The organism is Luteibacter sp. ME-Dv--P-043b, assembly GCF_030209605.1.
Lineage (GTDB): Bacteria > Pseudomonadota > Gammaproteobacteria > Xanthomonadales > Rhodanobacteraceae > Luteibacter.
Window position 1 is genome coordinate 1 of the sequence record NZ_JARVRT010000002.1, and the last position, 18,354, is coordinate 18,354.

At 67.2% G+C, this 18,354-nt stretch carries 8 protein-coding genes; all 8 read right to left on the bottom strand.

The features are described from left to right. Positions 1–229 precede the first annotated feature (229 nt). The 8 genes from treY to QRN34_RS01070 all read right to left on the bottom strand — a co-directional run bounded on the left by treY (position 230) and on the right by QRN34_RS01070 (position 18,353). Positions 230–2,839 (bottom strand): malto-oligosyltrehalose synthase, encoded by a 2,610-nt coding sequence (treY, locus tag QRN34_RS01035; RefSeq protein ID WP_285401213.1) that lies wholly within the window; start codon positions 2,837–2,839, stop codon positions 230–232. Next, on the bottom strand, positions 2,836–4,914 hold the full coding sequence (gene malQ, locus QRN34_RS01040; RefSeq protein ID WP_285401215.1) for a 4-alpha-glucanotransferase: 2,079 nt from the start codon (positions 4,912–4,914) through the stop codon (positions 2,836–2,838). The genes treY and malQ overlap by 4 nt, the downstream gene beginning before the upstream one ends. Positions 4,915–4,917: 3 nt before the next feature. Beyond that, on the bottom strand, positions 4,918–6,669 hold the full coding sequence (gene treZ / locus QRN34_RS01045; protein ID WP_285401217.1) for a malto-oligosyltrehalose trehalohydrolase: 1,752 nt from the start codon (positions 6,667–6,669) through the stop codon (positions 4,918–4,920). After that, on the bottom strand, positions 6,666–8,774 hold the full coding sequence (glgX, locus tag QRN34_RS01050) for a glycogen debranching protein GlgX (RefSeq protein WP_285401219.1): 2,109 nt from the start codon (positions 8,772–8,774) through the stop codon (positions 6,666–6,668). Before glgX ends, treZ begins: the two co-directional genes overlap by 4 nt. An 11-nt stretch (positions 8,775–8,785) precedes the next feature. Then, positions 8,786–10,972 (bottom strand): 1,4-alpha-glucan branching protein GlgB, encoded by a 2,187-nt coding sequence (gene glgB, locus QRN34_RS01055; protein ID WP_285401221.1) that lies wholly within the window; start codon positions 10,970–10,972, stop codon positions 8,786–8,788. Continuing rightward, complete coding sequence (gene treS, locus QRN34_RS01060; protein ID WP_285401223.1) at positions 10,969–14,286, bottom strand: maltose alpha-D-glucosyltransferase; 3,318 nt, start codon at positions 14,284–14,286, stop codon at positions 10,969–10,971. Before treS ends, glgB begins: the two co-directional genes overlap by 4 nt. A 3-nt stretch (positions 14,287–14,289) precedes the next feature. Next, positions 14,290–17,571, bottom strand: a complete 3,282-nt coding sequence (locus QRN34_RS01065) for a maltotransferase domain-containing protein (protein WP_285401225.1) — start codon at positions 17,569–17,571, stop codon at positions 14,290–14,292. A 146-nt stretch (positions 17,572–17,717) separates the two neighbouring features. Further along, positions 17,718–18,353 (bottom strand): FMN-binding negative transcriptional regulator, encoded by a 636-nt coding sequence (locus tag QRN34_RS01070; RefSeq protein WP_285401227.1) that lies wholly within the window; start codon positions 18,351–18,353, stop codon positions 17,718–17,720. Between the last annotated feature and the right edge of the window lies 1 nt (position 18,354).

Sequence of the window (18,354 nt, forward strand, 5' to 3'; positions counted from 1 at the left end):
ATTTTCGCTGAGCCATGGATGGCGAATCGAAAATCCCCGTTCGAAGCCCGACCCGCCCCGTAGGGGAATAGATATACGGCCGCGGAGCGGCCTTTCCTTGACGGGTCGCCGCAGGCGTGGCCCCGAGGGGGCTACCCGCCGGCTCTTGCTCCAAGGCGCCAACGCTCGAAAGCCAAACGCGATGCCGAAGGCGAGCCCACCCCCAGCGGATTTGCGAAGAACCTTCGTCCTACCCCTCGACCTCGCACCACACAGCTACCGGCAAGCCATCGAACACCCGCTCAAGGCCAACACGACCACCCGCCAGGTCCGCACCTGAAAAAACGCTCACCCAACGACCCTCGGGCAGAACCACCGATGTGCCCGCCCAGCAATCGTCGGCAATGGCCGGCGTGTCCTGGCCGGCGACCCACTCCGCCGTGTGCCGTGCCACAGCCACGAACAACCGCTGCCCCCGGTACTCACGCGTAAAGCCGATCACGTGCTCGCTGGCCAAACCCTCGGCCGTCAGCGGGCGGTAGTCGCCGCGGGCGAACAGGTCGGGGTACTCGCGGCGCGTGTCCAGCAGACGGGCGATGACCGCCTGCTTGACCGCGCCGTCGCGCCAGTGCTCGATCGCCTCGCGGGGCGATTCGCCCTGCGCCAGCGAAGCTGCGCGCGCCGGGAAATCCACGGGGCGGCGATTGTCCGGATCCACGAGGCTGAAATCCCAGTAGTCGCTGCCCTGGTAAAGATCGGGCACGCCGGGCGTGGTGATGCGCAGCACCGTCTGGGCCAGGCCGTTGGCGGCACCCGGCGTGGCGATGTAATTCGCGAACGCGGCGAACTCCGCTGCCACCTCGCTGGACAGGATGGTGCGCAGGAAATCCTCGCAGGCGTCTTCGTAAGGCTCGTTGGGCGAGGTCCAGCGCGACCAGCGCTTGGCTTCGCGCAGGGCCTTTCGCTGCCATGCCGCGATACGCGAGGCGAAGCGCTCGACGCCCTCGGTATCGTCGGGGGCGAGGTTCAGTGGCCACGCCCCCACCAGCATCTGGTAGAGCATCAGTTCGTCGCCGGCGGCCGGCGCCATGCGGCCCTCGGCGCGCTGGCGGAAATCCGCATGGCGGACACGCCAGCGCTCCGCCGTGACCACCCAGCGTTCGGCCACCTCGGACAGCACGGCCAGGCGGGCGCGCAGGTCTTCGCCGCGCTTGTGGTCGTGGGTCGCCGTGGCCAGCAGGTTGTGCGGCAGGGTCTGCATCCTTTCCGCGCAGCGGGCATGGAAATCGTCCACCGACATGGCCAGGCGACCGGCATCGACACCCACCTCGTTACGTGAGAGCAGTCGGCCGTACCGATACCCCGCCGTATCCTCCACGGCCTTGGCCGCCACGGGAGACGTGGCCTGCTGGAACACCGCTATCGCGCGCTCGCGCGCCCGGCGCACGGGGCCCGGGGGCAGCGAACGCGGCGCCTCGCCGCCCAGCCACGACGACACCAGGGTCAGCAGGTCGCCGTCCTCGGTGCGCAGCGTGCGCGACGCGCCTTCGACGGCGCGGGCGAAGAAGGCTTCGTCGATCTCGTCCCGGCCCATGCCGCCGGCATAGGTGCGGTACACGGGGAAATGGACCAGCAGTTCGACGAGGACGCGGCGCACCGCGGCCAGCGACACGTCGCGCGTGGCGACATCGGCACGCGCCGCGGCGAACAGGGCGCGCGCGGTGCGGTCCAGCTCGGATTCGAAACTGTCGACCAGGATCTGCCGGCGCGCCCTTACCGACTGCGTCCCGAAATCCGCCGACTCACCGGTCAGCTTGCGCCAAAGCTCGGTCAACGGGGCTTCGCCACGCTGGCAATGCAGCACCGCCGAGACCTGGTCCATGAACTCGTAGCCGGTGGTGCCGTCCGTGCGCCAGTCGAGGCGCAGGCCTTCGTCCTCGGCCAGGATCTTCTCGACCACGATGTATGCGCCGCCTTGCGGTGCCGACGCCGGACGCTGCGGACGCAGCTTGTCCAGGCGGTGACGCAACTGACGGCAATAGCGACGCGGATCGGCCAGTCCATCGACATGGTCGCAGCGCACGCCGTCGATCAGGCCTTCGGCGTACAGGCGGAAGATGGTCTTGTGCGTGTCCTCGAACACTGCCGTGCGCTCGATGCGCAAGCCGACCAGTTCGTTGACGTCGAAGAACCGGCGGTAGTTGACCATGTCGCTGGCCAGCTTCCAGAAGGCCAGGCGATAGTGCTGTTTTTCGATCAGCGCGTGCAGCCGCTGCCGGCCCTCGTCCGTCGAGGGATCGTGCGCGGCCACCGCGTCGTCGCCCAGGCCGGCGACCGATGCCGGCGACAACGGCAGGCGATCGTCGTACACGCCGAGCATCCAGGTCTCGCCGCGGCGAACCAGCCGAAGGTGGCCCGCGCGCAGCGTTTCGTCATAACCGGCGCCCAGCATCGGCAATAGCAGGCGTCCGCGTAGCAACGGATCGGGCGTGGTCCACTCGATATCGAAGTACCCCGCGTAACGGCTTTCCCGGCCGTGCCGCAGCACGTCCATCCACCAGCCGTTCTCACTGCCGACACCCATGTGATTAGGCACGATGTCGACGACCAGACCCATGCCGTGTTCACGCAAGGCGGCGATGAGACGGCGCAGTGCATCTTCGCCACCGATTTCCGGATTGACCTCGTGGCAGTCGACCACGTCGTAGCCGTGTGTCGAGCCGGCACGGGCGCGCAGAATGGGCGAGGCATAGAGATGGCTCGCGCCGAGGCTGGCGTAATAAGGGACGACCGGCACGGCGTCGTCGAGCGTGAAGCCGGCATGGAACTGCAGGCGAGCCAGGGCGCGTGGTGGGGTCATGTACGGTTCCGGGTCTGGTCGATCGCCGCGCAGACGGCATGGGCAATGGGGCCGTCGAAAAGTCGTGCCGACGAATCAGGCATGCGCCGCCGCCAGTTCGGATGAATGGCGTCGGTGGGTCCCGGGAGGTTGGGTTGTTCGTGCAGGCCGAGCACATCCTCCACGGGGAAGATCGCCAGCGGTGCGGGCGCCTGCGAGACGTGGCGCGCGGCAGCCACGACCACCGGGGAGATGTCGTCGACTCCGGGCGGAGCGTCCTCGTTCCAGGCCGAACCGGAAGCGCACATCGCACGCCAGAGGGCATTGCGCTCTCCCGCGCGCTGGGCCACCTCGTCCACGGCGGGATCGTCCAGGCCAGTGAGCTTGCGCCACGCCACGTCGCGCCCGCTCCACCAGCCCGCGACGGTCGGGATGTCGTGGGTGCTGGTCGTGGCCATGGCGCTATCGGACCATTCGCGCGGCGAGACGAAACCGCCGTCCTCGGCGCGCTCGAACCACAGCACGCGGATACCCAGCACGCCCTTGTCGGCAATCGCATGGCGAAAGTCGGCCGGCACGGTGCCGAGATCCTCACCGATCACGATGGCGCGATGCAGGTGCGACTCGAGCGCGATCAGCCGCAGCATGTCGGTCAGCGGGTAACGCAGGTAGGCGCCTTCGGTGGCACCGGCCCCGTGCGGCACCAGCCACAAGCGCTTCAATCCGAGCACATGGTCGATACGCACGCCGCCGGCATGTGCCAGCGCGGCGCGCAGCATTCCGATGAAGCCGCGGAACCCCGTCTCGCGCAGACCGCGGGGCGAGAAGGTGGTGAGGCCCCAGTCCTGGCCCAGGCGGTTCAGGGCGTCCGGCGGCGCACCGACGGACAGGCCGGAAAGCATTTCCGTCTGGTGCGCCCAGGCATGGCTGCCACCGGAGTCCGCACCCACCGCCAGGTCGGCGACGAGCCCGATGGCCATGCCCGCATCCCGGGCGGCTTTCTGTGCCCCTTCCAGCCCCTGCGCGGCCAGCCACTGCAACCACGCATGGAAGGCCACCTCACGGGCGTGCTCGTTGACGAACGAGGTAACCTCGCGCGATGCGGGGTCGTGGTACTCCTTCGGCCAGCCCTGCCAACCGCCCGGGCGGCCGTGCGCGGTGAAATGGCCATGCAGCGCCTCGAAGCGCGCATGGCGTTCCAGCGGCTCGCCCTGCTCGCGCCGGAACGCCATGAAGCGTTCGGAGTGCGCCAGGTCGACGGACGCCCACTCGAACAACGAACGCAAGACCGTCATCCGCGCGCGGGCCGCGCGCGGCCAGTCGATCAACTCGAGCCATTCCAGCTCGGCCAGTTCCTGGCGCAGGTTGTGCGTATCGATTACCGCGCGTACCGTCTGCTCGCCGCTGGTGCGCACAGGATCGACATACAGCCCGTTGAGAAACAGACGGCTGGACGGCGCGTAAGGACTGTAACGTTCCGGCGCCGCGGCAAACAGCGCGTGCAGCGGGCTGATGGCCAGGGCGTCGGCGCCCTTCTCCGCGGCGGCCTTCGCACAGAGCTCGAGTGCGCTGAAGTCGCCGATGCCACCGTCGCCGGGACGACGCAGGGCGGCCATCTGCACGGCCATGCCCCATGGCCGGCGGGCACCGGCGATATCGCCGACGCCGAAGCCTCGTGGCGGTGCGATGGCAAGAGTGATCTCGTCCTCGTCCAGCATCAGGGTGTAGTACCCCGGGATGGACGGGGCGGCGATGTCACCGACGCCCGAGGCCAATTCGCCTTCAGCCACGCGGCCACCTTCGCTGTCCAGCACCTTCCACACGCGTCCGCGTGGCAGTGGGGGAATGGCGACCCGCTCGCCCGCGTCGGCGGTAATCATGCGCGGCGGTCGGCGCCCCGTGCGCTCCAGCTCGAGCAGGCGCAGGCTGGCTTCGACATCGTCGCCGTTGTCGGCCGGCAAACCCACGGCACGGAGCACCGCGCGCAGGGTGGCATCGGGCGTCGTCTGCGGCCGGCCCAGCGCATCGCGCCAGTCGACATCGATACCGGCCTGTCCGGCGAGCAGCGCAAGACGATCGTCGAGGGGGACGTTCACGGATCAGGACTCCAGGCAGGCGACGGTGCGACGGGCCGGAATGGACCCGCGCGAAACGGAAGCGACGTCCGCGGCATCGCCGTGCAGCCAGGCCGCGGACGGCGATGGTGGCTGCTGGATCGTGATGTCGGTGTCGCCGAGGTTGACGTACAGGGTCAGCGTAGCCGCACCGAGTTTCCATGCGGCACGGAAGGCGCGAACGCCCAGGGCCTCCGCACCGCTGGCGGTGGCTTCGCCGATATGCGGCGCCACGTGCTTGTTCCGCTGCGCGATCAGTTCCTTCAGCAGGTGGCGCCGCGCTTCGCCAGCGCCTTCCTCGCGAACGGGAATGGACGCGGTAAACGTGTCGTAGGCGTTGGGATCGGGAATTTCCTCACCGCCAAAACTGGTGAATGCCTCGAATTCCCGGCGCCGGCCGTCGCGCACGGCCTTGCGCAGGTCGTCATCCTGGAAATCGGTGAAGAACAGGAATGGCGTACGGCTGGCCCATTCCTCGCCCATGAACAGCATCGGCACGAAGGGCGCCAACAGCAACAGGGCCAGCGCCGCGTCCATCGTCTCCGCGTGCACCAGCGTGGTCAGGCGATCGCCGAAGGCACGATTGCCGACCTGGTCATGGTTCTGCAGGAAGTTGACGAAACGGCTGGGCGGCAGGTGCGCGCTGGACTCACCCCGGCGCTTGCCACCCATGGCCTCGCCCTGGAAGACGAAGCCCTCCTGCAGGCTGCGCAACAGCTTCGGCAACGCCGGATGGTAATGCTGGTAGTAGCCCTCGTCCTCGCCGGTGAGCAGCGCGTGCAGGGCGTTGTGGAAATCGTCGTTCCACTGCGCATCGAAACGACCCCGTCCGAGCAGGCTGGCCTGGTTGGCCTCGTTCTCCAGCACCAGGTGCACGTGCCGCTCCGGCCCGACGGCCGCATGCACACGCGCGGCCAGCGAGGCGAGCCAGCCGGGGTTGCCGATGGCGTGCACGGCGTCGAAGCGCAGGCCGTCGAAGCGGAACTCCTCGATCCAGTACAGGGCGTTGTGCACGAAGAAGTCGCCCACCTGGGGCAGGGCGACCCCGATGGCGGCACCCCATGGCGTATGCACCGATGCATCGAAGAACGGCGACGCATAGGCGCCAAGGTAATTGCCGTCCGGACCGAAGTGGTTGTAGACCACGTCGAGGAAGACCATGAGGCCCAGCCCGTGGGCCGTGTCGATCAACGACTTCAGGTCATCGGGCGAGCCGTACGCGTCGGCGGGCGCATACGGCAGCACGCCGTCATAGCCCCAGTTGCGCTCGCCGGGGAATTCGCCGATCGGCATGAGTTCGATGGCGGTGATGCCTAGCGAGACCAGGTGCGGCAGCATCATCTCCACGCCGTGAAACCCGCCCAGGGCGCCGACATGCAGTTCGTAGAGGATGGTTTCGTGCCACGGCCGGCCCTGCCAGGCGGTATGCCGCCATGAGAACGCGCGCGGGTCGACCACCACGCTGTAGCCGTGCACGTCACCGCCGCGCTGGCGGCGCGACGCCGGGTCCGGGACGACCGTGCCGTCGGCCAGGCGGAACCGGTATCCGGTGCCCGCTTCCGCGGGACAGATGCACTCGAACCAGCCGTCGTCCAGGGCGCGCATCGTCGAGGCCTGTCCCGTATCGCATTCGATTGAAACCTCCTCGGCGTCGGGTGCCCAGAGCCGGAAGCGTGCGGTGCCCTCCCCCGTGAGCTGCGCACCGTACGGCATGGTGTGCGCGTAGTCGCGGGTCATGCCGGCTCCGTCCGTACCGTTGCCGCCAGCAGCACCACGCTCCTGCCCTCCACGTCGATCGTCGGTTCGGTCCACGGTAGCTCCGGCGCCAGTGGCGCGGCAGTGTTGCAACGCAGCCGCCAGTTCGCGGCGGGCTGCGGCAAATGAAAGAGGTGCGTTTCCGGCGTGGCGTTGACCAGGATCAGGGTCACGTCGGCACGTTTTTCGGCATGCACCTGGGCACGTCGCAAGGCAAGCAGGCGGCCCTCGGTGTAGCCCCAGGTCTCCAGGGTCATCTCCGCGCCGCTCTCGTCGAACCACGCGACTTCGCGCATGCCCGGGGCCACCTCGGTGTCGCCGCGGAGGAAGTGCGCGGCGCGCAGCGTGGGATGCTGCTCGCGCAGGCGGACCAGCCGCGCGACGAACTCGGTCAGCTCACGCCCACCATCGGACGTGGCCAGTTTCCAGTCGTACCACGACAGCTCGGTATCCTGGCAATAGGCGTTGTTGTTGCCGTGCTGGGTGCGGCCGAACTCGTCGCCGCCCAGCAACATGGGCGTGCCGTGCGAGAAGAACAGCGTGGCCAGCATGGCCCGCTTCTGCCGGTCGCGCTGCAGACGGATGGCCGGGTCGTCCGTTGGGCCCTCGACGCCGTGGTTGAAGCTTTCGTTGTCGTTGCCGCCGTCCCGGTTGTCTTCACCGTTGGCGTCGTTATGTTTGTCGTTGTAGCTGACCAGGTCCTGTAGCGTGAACCCGTCGTGGGCCGTGATGAAGTTGACCGACGCCCACGGCTTGCGCTTCTGGTGGTCGAAAAGCTCGCCGGAGGCCTGCAGGCGGCCGGCCAGCGCACCGCGCATGTTGGAGTCGCCCTTCCAGAACCGGCGGATATCGTCGCGGAACTGTCCGTTCCACTCCGCGAAGCCTGGCGGATGGTTGCCCAACTGGTAGCCGCCGGGCCCGATGTCCCAGGGTTCGGAGATCAGCTTGACGTTGGCCAGCACCGGGTCCTGGCGCATCGCATCGAACAGGCCGCAGCACGGATCGAAGCCGTGCTCCTCACGGCCCAGGCTCACCCCCAGGTCGAAGCGGAAACCGTCCACGTGGAAGGTCTGTACCCAGTAGCGAAGGGAATCCATCACCAGCTGGATCACGCGCGGATGCGCCGTGTTGACGGTGTTGCCGGTACCCGTGTCGTTGATGCAGTAACGCGGATTGTCCGGCATCAGGCGGTAGTAGCTCTTGTTGTCCAGCCCGCGGAACGACATGGTGGTGCCCAGCTCGCTGCCTTCGCAGGTGTGGTTGTAGACCACGTCCAGGATGACCTCGATACCGGCGGCATGCAGGGCCTGCACGGCGGCGCGGATCTCGTTCAGCGCACCCTCGGCGAGATAGGCGGGCTCCGGTGCAAAGAACGCAAGGGTGTTGTAGCCCCAGTAATTGCGCAGCTTCATCTCGGCCAGGCGGCGATCCTGCAGGAACGCGTGCACCGGCAGCAGTTCCACCGCGGTGATGCCCAGCTTGACCAGGTAGTCGATGACGTAGGGATCGGCCAGCGCGATGAAGGTGCCCCGCTCGTGCGGGCGGATGCGATGCAGCATCCGCGTGATGCCCTTCAGGTGGGTCTCGTAGATGATCGTCTCGTTCCACGGCGTATGCGGACGATGGTTGTGCGTCCAGTGCATCGGCTCGTCGACGACCACGGCCTTGGGCATGGCCGCGGCGCTGTCTCGCCGGTCGAACGACAGATCCGCGCGTGGCGAGGCCACGCGGTAACCGTGCAACGCATCGGACCAGCGTACCTGGCCGTGCAGCAGGCGCGCATAGGGGTCCAGCAGCAGCTTGTTGGGATTGAAGCGGTGCCCCTCTTCCGGCGCATAGGGGCCATGCGCGCGGAAGCCGTACAGCGTGCCGCCACGTACGCGTGGCAGATAACCGTGGAAGACCTCGTCCGTACACTCGGGGAGGTCGTAGCGAGCGATCTCGCGCTTGCCGGAGGGATCGAAGAGACAGAGCTCGATGCGTTCCGCGTGGGCGGAAAACACCGCGAAGTTCGTGCCCATGCCGTCGCACGTGGCACCCAGGGGGTGCGGCGTGCCGGACTGCATGCGCTCGGGAAGTGCAGGCATCGGATTCCTCGTCAGTCGGCCACGAAGATGACCGTGGACAGTGGCGGCAGGCTCGCCACCAGCGAATGGTCGAAACCGTGGGCGGGTACGGCCTCGGCATGCCGCGCCCCCTCGTTACCCACGCCCGAACCGCCGTAGTCGACGGCATCGGAATTGAAGGCCTCGCGCCAGCGCCCGCCTTCGGGCACGCCGAGGCGGAAACCGTGCCGCGGCGTGGGCGTCATGTTACTCACCACCAGGGCCGGGCGGCCACCCTCGGCAAAGCGCAGCCAGGCGAACACGCTCTGCCCGGCATCGTCGCCGACCACCCAGCGGAAACCGCGCGGATCGGCATCCCACGCGTGCAGGGCCGGCGTGGCGGCATAGAGGTGGTTGAGGTCGCGCACGGTCTTCTGCACGCCCAGGTGCAAGGGGGAATCCAGCAGTTCCCAGGCGATCTGGGCGTCGTGGTTCCACTCGTGCGGCTGGGCGATTTCCGCGCCCGTGAACAGCAGCTTCTTGCCCGGGTGCGCCCACATGAACCCGTAATAGGCGCGAAGGTTGGCGAAACGCTGCCATTCGTCGCCGGGCATCCGGCCCAGCAGCGAACGCTTGCCGTGCACCACTTCGTCGTGCGACAGCGGCAGCACGAACTTCTCGGAATACGCATAGACCATGCTGAAGGTCATCTCGCCATGGTGGTACTGGCGGTACAGCGGGTCGCGCGACATGTATTCCAGCGAGTCGTGCATCCAGCCCATGTTCCACTTGAAGTCGAAGCCAAGGCCGCCCTGCTCCACCGGCTGCGTCACGCCCGGCCAGGCCGTGGATTCCTCGGCGATGGTCATGCAGTCGGGATGGCGCTCGGCCACGAGCTGGTTGACCCGGCGCAGGAAGGCGATGGATTCCAGGTTCTCGCGACCACCGTACTGGTTGGGCACCCATTCGCCGTGCTTGCGCGAGTAATCGCGATACAGCATGGAGGCCACCGCATCCACGCGCAGGCCGTCGATATGGAATCGTTCCAGCCACGCCAGTGCGCTGGCCACCAGGAACGCAGACACCTCGTTGCGCCCCAGGTTGTAGATCAGCGTGTTCCAGTCCTGATGGAAGCCCTCGCGCGGGTCGGCATGTTCATACAACGGCGTGCCGTCGAAATGCGCCAGACCGTGGATATCCGTGGGGAAATGGGCAGGCACCCAGTCGACGATGACGCCCACCCCGGCCTCGTGGCAGCGGTCCACGAAACGGGCGAAGGCTTCCGGCGTGCCGAAGCGCGACGCCGGCGCGAACTGGCCCAGCGGCTGGTAGCCCCACGATCCGCCGAACGGATGCTCCGATACCGGCAGCAGTTCGATATGACTGAAACCCATGCCGGCCACGTAGGGAATAAGGCGTTCGCCCAACTCGTCCCACTGCAGTTCGCGTCCGTCCTCGCCACGCAGCCAGGAGCCGGCGTGCACTTCGTAGATCGACAGCGGCGACCCGGCGTGATGCATGGCACCGCGTCGACGCAGCCACTCGTCGTCGGTCCAGCGGAAGGCGGTGGGGTCGGCGACGATCGACGCCGTGGACGGCGGCAGTTCGGCGGACAATGCCACCGGATCCGCCCGCTGCAGCACCGAGCCGTCGGCGCCCCAGATCTCGTACTTGTAGCGCGCACCGGGCAGCAGGCCCGGCACGAACAGCTCCCACACGCCAGCCGGCACGCGCTTGCGCATCGGCAACCGACGACCATCCCAGCTGTTGAAGTCGCCCACGACGCTGACGCGCTGCGCATTGGGCGCCCAGACCGCGAAACGCACGCCGGCCACGCCGTCGATGGTCATGGGGTGGGCGCCCAGGCAGAGGAACAGCTCGGTATGCGTTCCCGCGGAGAGCCGCGCCAGGTCGTCGTCGCCCAGCAGGTTGCCGAAACGATAGGCGTCGTCGATCTCCTGCGTGGCCGACGGCCAGTGGATGCGCAGTCGATACGCCGCATCGGAGTCCGGGAAGCCGGCAAACAGGCCAACGTCATGCACGCGTTGCAGCTGGCCCAGCGTGTGGCCGTTGCCGTCGATCAGCTCGACGTCCTGCGCGCCCGGTTGCAGCGTGCGCACCACGCGGCGCCCGTCCACGGTGTGCGCGCCGAGCAACGCGAAGGGGTCGCCATGACGCCCGTCGACGAGCGCATCGACGGCGGCGGTATCGGTCAGGCCGTAGGTACGGGGATCAGTCACGTCGCATCCTTCAGTTCGTTGGACATGTCGCCGCGGGCGGCATGGAGCAGTCCACGCACCGGCACGTCGACCCAGCCGGGTCGGTTCGCGGCTTCATAGTTCACTTCGTAGGCAGCCTTCTCGATGACGTAGAGCTCCACGATCGGCGCGAGGGCATCGGATTCCACCCAACGCACGGGAGCCGCGTCGAGCACGCGACGGTAGGCGTCGAGGAACGTGCGCGACGAACGCTCGCGGAACCGCGCGAGAAACTCGACGAAGCCGGCGTCCTCGACCGGAGCCAGACCATCCTCGCCACGGCGGGCCATGGCAGCGGCATAGTCCAGCGATCGCAGGAAGCCGGCCACATCGCGCAGCGGCGAGCCCTTGGCCCGACGCTCGTCCAGCGTTCGCGCCGGTTCGCCCTCGAAGTCGATGATGTAGGCGTCGTCCTGTACCACCAGGATCTGGCCGAGATGGAAGTCGCCATGGACACGCGTCTTCAGCGAGGAGACGCCCGCACTGGCCAGTTTGCCTACCCGCGCTTCGAGAGCGCCGGCCACGCCGCGGAGGGACTCGATGTCCGAAGCCGCCGGCTCGGCCACGTCCTTGAGCTGATCGATCGAGGCCAAGGCCCGGGCGATCTGCGCGCGGATGCTGTCATGCACCGCCTTGACGTCCGCGTCGCCGGCTCGCTCGGGCGAAAACGCCGACACGTCGGACGGCTGTGCCAACAGCGCGTGCAATTCACCCAGGCGCGTGCCCACGGCCGTGGCGAAGGCATCGTATCCGCCATCGATTTCCGTCTGGCGCGCCGCATCCTCCGAATGGCTGTATTCGTCGTAGCTGCGACGCAGGTAATCGAGCGTCCAGCGCCACGCATCGCCCTGGTTACGCAGGAAACCCTGCAGCACGGCAAGCGTGGTGCGTTCGCCGCCTTCCTGGATGCGCACCACCTCGCCCAGCAGCGGCGACGTATTGGCGTAGCCGCGCTCGGTCAGGTAGCGGCCCATCTCCACTTCCGGGTTGATACCCACGGCGGTGCGGCGGAACAGCTTCACCACCCCCGCGTCGTGCATGATCATGGAGCTGTTGGACTGCTCGGCCGACAACCAGCGACTGGGGATCTCGGCATCGAAATGCACGCCGGCGAACGCATCCGTGGTCTCGAAGCGCACCACCCCGCCATTGACCGGCAGTTCGGTGCCCTGGCGCAAGCCGATCAGCAGACCGGAAGCAAAGGCATCCAGGGTGAAACCGTCGGTAAGCAGGCCGATGCGGCGACCGCGGCGCACACGCGCCAGCGCCAGCTGCTGCGCGCGTGCCGTGGGATTTTCGTCTTCCCAGACGATACCGGCCGGCAGGCTGTACTGCTCGACGCCGCCGTCGGCCAGGCTGACCTCCACCTCGGTAAAGATCAGGTCGTCACCATGGTCGGGCCAGGGCACCGCATACAGAATCCTGGCGCTGGCGATGCCGCGGTCCTTCGAGGCGAACCAGCGACGCACGCCGAGGTAGCCCGGCAACACCTGGGTTTCGATCACGCCACGATGGTGGGCCATGACCGGACCTTCGATGAGCGCACCGCGCACCACCAGCGTCTCGTAGTCCGGCAGCGGCTCGGCCGGCACCTCGTGCCAGTCGGGCATCTGCGCGTTCGCGCAGATCTGGAACGCGTAGAAACCGTACGGCGGCAGGGTCAGCAGGTAAGGCAACTGCCCGATCGGCGGGAACGAGGAACCGCCCATGATCTCGATCGGCACCTGGCCGTCGAAGGCGGCCACGTCCAGTTCGACCGCCTGCAGTGAGCGCGACATGTTGGCCACGCACAGCAGGTGCTCGCCCTCGAACTCGCGCAGGTAGGCAAGTACCTTGCGGTTGCCCGGGTAAAGGAACTTGAGCGTGCCGCGACCGAACGCCTTGTAGCGCTTGCGCACGGCCAGCATGCGCCGCGTCCAGTTCAGCAGGGAATGCGGATCGCGCCCCTGCGCCTCGACGTTAATCGCCTGGTACCCGTACAGCGGATCCATGATCGGCGGCAGCACCAGGCTGGCCGGATCGGCACGCGAGAAACCGCCGTTGCGGTCGACCGACCACTGCATCGGCGTGCGCACGCCGTCACGGTCGCCCAGGTGGATGTTGTCGCCCATGCCGATCTCGTCGCCGTAGTACAGCACCGGCGTACCGGGCATCGACAGCAGCAACGCATTCATCAGCTCGATGCGCCGGCGATCGCGCTCCAGCAGCGGCGCAAGGCGGCGACGGATACCCAGGTTGATGCGGGCGCGGCGATCGGCGGCGTAGGTCTGCCACAGGTAATCGCGCTCGTTGTCGGTCACCATCTCCAGCGTCAACTCGTCGTGGTTGCGCAGGAAGATCGCCCACTGGCAGTTTTCCGGAATGGCCGGGGTCTGCCTCATGATGTCGGTGATCGGGAAACGATCCTCGCGGGCGATCGCCATGTACATGCGCGGCATCAGCGGGAAGTGGAACGCCATGTGGCATTCGTCGCCGTTGCCGAAGTAATCCTGCGTGTCTTCCGGCCACTGGTTGGCCTCGGCCAGCAGCATGCGATCCGGGTAGTGCTGGTCGATCTCCGCACGCATCAGCTTGAGGATGTCGTGCGTCTCGGGCAGGTTTTCGTTGTTGGTGCCTTCGCGCTCGATGAGGTACGGCACCGCATCCAGGCGCAGGCCATCAACGCCCAGGTCAAGCCAGAACCGCATCACGTCGAGCACGGCCTTGATCACCGCCGGATTGTCGAAGTTCAAGTCGGGCTGGTGGGAAAAGAAGCGATGCCAGAAGTACTGACCGGCCACCGGGTCCCAGGTCCAGTTCGACTTTTCGGTGTCGAGGAAGATGATGCGCGTGCCATCGTAGGCCTGGTCGGTATCGGACCAGACATAGAAGTTGCGCGCCGCCGAGCCCTTCTTGGCCAGGCGAGCGCGCTGGAACCACGGATGCTGGTCGGACGTGTGGTTGATGACCAGCTCGGTGATGACGCGCAGGCCGCGTCGGTGCGCCTCGGCGATGAACCGCTTGGCGTCGGCCAGCTTGCCGTAGTCCGGATGCACGGATTTGTATTCGGCGATGTCGTAGCCGTCGTCACGTCGCGGGCTGGGATAGAACGGCAGCAACCACAGCGTGTTGACACCCAGTTCGGCGATGTAGTCCAGCTTCTGGATCAGGCCTTCGAAATCGCCCACGCCATCATCGTTCGCATCGAAGTACGACTTCAGGTGCACCTGGTAGATGATCGCGTCCTTGTACCAGAGCGGGTCGTTCGAAAAATCGGGGGCGCTCGCCTGCTTCTTGCCTTTGGCACGTGTAGCCATGGATCAGACTCCCGGAAGGCGGACGTGCCAGATGGCGTAAGGCTGGCCGAGGCCGAGCCAGACGTCCTGTCGCGTACCGCGCCATGCGATGGGTTGGTTATGGAGGAGATCCTGGACGTCCAGCGCGGCATCCGGGGCCAGGCCCCAGTCTTCCAGCGGCAGCGTAAGGTCGGAGGACTGGGTGTTGTGCGGGTCCAGGCTGATGGCGACCAGCACGAGATCGTTCTGCGTGCGCTTTTCGAAGAACAGCACCTGGTCGTTCCCGGACGGCAGGAAGCGCACGCCCAGATGCGATTGCAGCGCGGGATGGGCGCGGCGGATATGGTTGAGCTGGGTGATCTCCGCCACGATGTTGCCGGGCGCGTCGAAGTCGCGCACGCGGATCTCGAATTTCTCGGAGTCCAGGTACTCTTCCTTGCCTGGCAGCGGTGCGGCTTCGCAGATCTCGAAGCCCGAATACATGCCCCACAGGCCGGACAGCGTCGTCGCCAGCGCCGCGCGGATGAGGAAGCCCGGCCGCCCGGAGGTCTGCAGGAAGTACGGGTTGATATCCGGCGTGTTGACGAAGAAGTTCGGGCGGAAGAAATCCTTCGGCGCGGTCGTGGTCAGCTCGGTCAGGTAGTCGATGAACTCCTGCTTGGAGTGACGCCAGGTGAAATAGGTGTACGACTGGCTGAAGCCGACCTTGGCCAAGCGATACATCGGCTTGGGCCGGGTGAAAGCCTCCGACAGGAACAGGGCGTCCGGATACTTCGCACGCACCCTCCCGATCATCCATTCCCAGAACGGGAACGGCTTGGTGTGCGGGTTGTCCACGCGGAACGTGCGCACGCCTTCGGCCGCCCAGAACAGCACGGCGTCGCAAAGCGCCTGCCACAGCGAGGGAATGGCGCCGTCCGCGTAGAAGTCGACGTTGACGATGTCCTGGTATTTCTTGGGCGGGTTTTCCGCGTACTTGATGCTGCCGTCCGGACGCCAGTCGAACCATTCCGGATGCTCCTTCAGCCACGGATGGTCCTGCGAACACTGGATGGCGAAGTCCAGCGCCAGCTCCAGGCCGTGCTCATGGGCGGCGTCGCGCAGCGCGCGGAAATCGTCCATCGTGCCCAGTTGCGGATGCACCGCCGTATGGCCGCCATCCGGCGAACCGATGGCGTACGGGCTGCCGGGATCGTCCGGACCCGGCGTCAGCGTGTTGTTCGGCCCCTTGCGGAAGGCCTTGCCGATCGGATGGATCGGCGGGAAATACAGCACGTCGAAGCCCATGTCGCGGATGGCCGGCAGCCGCGCGATCGTGTTGCGGAACGTGCCGTGTTTCGCCTTGTCGTCGGTCATCGACCGCGGGAACAATTCGTACCAGCTGGCAAAGCCGGCCTCGCGACGGTCCACTTCCAGCGTGAACGTCTCAGTGGCGGACGCGCGGACGCGCGGATCGGTGGCCATCATGAGGGCGACGGTGGCCTCGTCCAGCAACGAGGCAAGGCGTTGCTCGTCGTCGGCCTTCGCCAGCGATGCCGCCAGGCTGCGCAGCGCCTTGGCCTTCGGGCCGGCGGCGTCCTTCGCCCGGGCCTCGACCATCAGGCGGCCCTCTTCCAGTTCCAGGCCCAGCGGTACGCCCGCGGCATGCTTGACCTCGATTTCGTGGTGGTAGCTGGCGAAGCGATCGTGCCATGCCTCGACCTGGAACTCGTAGCGCCCTACCCGCGTCGGCACGAAGCTGGCCGCATGGATGTCGTTGTTGACCGGCTGCATGACGACCTCGCGCCAGGCGCGTTCGTCCTGGGCGCGATAGCGCAGCCGTGCGGCCAGCACCTCATGCCCGTCCATGAAAATGTCGGCGGTGACGTCCACGGACTGGCCGACCACGCGCTTGGCCGGGAAACGCCCGGCATCCACGACCGGCTGCACGTTCTCGATCATGACGCGATCCGCTCGCGATGCTGCCTGTAGCCATTCTTTCTGCACGCTGCTTCCCAGTTTGCGTTTCGCCGGAACAGCCGGCTGTCCTGTCAGGGTCAGGACGCCGCCCGGTGCCAGCACCAGGCTGTCGCCCTGGTCGAACACCTTGCGCCCTTCTGCCGAGGTCCACGGGGCGAAGTGCGTCGCCGCACCCACCAGTCCCTGCGCCGCGGTGACCACCGCATCCCGATCCAGCGAGGCGTTGACCAGCGTGAGGGTCGCGCCGGGGGCGGTCCTCGGATCGGGACCGTGCACGGTCAGGAACGACGCCACGCCATGACCGACAGCGACGAACGGTGCCGCCGGCACCTCCTCGCGCACGGCCGCATTCGCGGCACGAACGGTATCGCTCACGTCGAGGATCGCACCCTGCGCGAGCGATGCCGGTGTAACCGGCTGGCCACGACGCGGGTCGAGGCGTTCGTGCTGGGCGAACTCGAAACCCATCGGCATCATCCAGCCGCCCGGGGACGTGGCGGCGAAGGCGATCGCACGCTGGTGGGCATGTTCCAGCTGGTTGTGCTCGCCCATCTGTTCACCAAAGCGCGGGCCGAACGGCTCCTCCACACAGGCCACGGCCGGTGCCACCGCGGCAAGGCGCTCGGCCTCCTCCGCGAACCAGGGCGCCCTGAAATCCCACCAGTTGGCGGAAGACACCACCGCATCGAAGCCCGCGCCGGACAGAGCGGCGAGATCCTCAGGCGCCAGGCCCGGCGTCCAGGCCAGAAACGCCGCTTCCGCCGCATCGGTGTGCGTGCCACGCACGGCTGCGATCAGCGGCTTCCAGCGTTCGGCGCGCAGGCGTTGCGGGTGCACCACGCGAAAACCCTCGACGCCAGCAGCAGTCCAGCGGTGCATCCGGTCGACCCACCACTGCGTGGCCGCCTCGGCCACGTCGGGATCGTTGAAACGCCAACGCACGCTGTCGCTTTCCGCCGGTGTCCAGCGGGGGTCCGGCGTGCCGTGCTGGGCGGCCACGGCACGGAACCACTCGGGATGCGCCTGGCGCACCGGGGCGTCCGAGGACACCTCGTCCAGCGACAGGTCCAGCCACAACTCCATGCGGTGGTTGCGACATGCCTTGGCAATCTGGGCCAGCCGGTCGGTGGCCTCGCCTTCGTCGGACACCGACGTGTTAAGACGATCGAAATCACGTGTAACGAAAACGTCACCGGTGGCCGATGCATCGAAGGGAGGCGCTATCAGCAACTGGCGGAAGCCGAGCGAGGCGGCATGCTCGATCCAGGCGTTCCACGCGGTCAGCGGACCTGCCAGCAACGGATGCAGGTAGTAGATTCGGAAGGGTGCACGCGTACTTGCAGGCATGTGACTCGTGTTCCTCGAAGGGTAATCACAAGCATGCCGGGCATCATGTATGCATCGTGCCAATCCCGGACATGCCAAGACCTTCACAGTGACGCACAGGGGTGTTTCGGAAGCGTGAACAGGCGTCGTGGATTCGTACGCGGGGTTCAGGCGCCCATATCGCGCATGAGCGCCGCCACGGCCTGCTCGTCGTCACCCTGCCGCTGCGCCAGCAAGGCGGCCGCGCCATGGCGATCGGCCTCCGTGCGGTTCTGGCCGAGCTTCCATTTTCCCTCCATTCGCGCGATGGGGATGCGGATGCCCACGATGCCGCGATACATGGCAGCGAGATAGTCGTCGGGGGCATCGCCGACCCGCCACGGTGTGGGCTGGGTGGCATCGTGCTCGGCCTGGGCCGTCAGCCGCTCGAGCAGGTCGCGCAGCGACTCAGGGTCGGTGAACGTATGCGCCGGGCCGTAGGCATGGACGGCGATGTAGTTCCAGGTGGGCACCTCGCGATGGTGCTCGGCCTTGCCCGGATAACCGTTGGGCGAGATATAGGCGTGCGGCCCGGCGAAGATCGACAGGACCTCGCCCTCGCTGCGGTGTACGTGGTCGTTGCCTCTGGCCACATGGCAATACAGCGTGCCCAGCGGACCTTCGTCGGGGGCCAGCACGAAGGGAACATGACTGGCCTCGATGCCACCCTGCCCCGCGGTGACCAGCGTGCCGAAGGCGATACGTCGGATGGCCCCGTGCAGGATGTGCGGCCGGTCTTCGACGAACGCCTTCGGGGTATACATG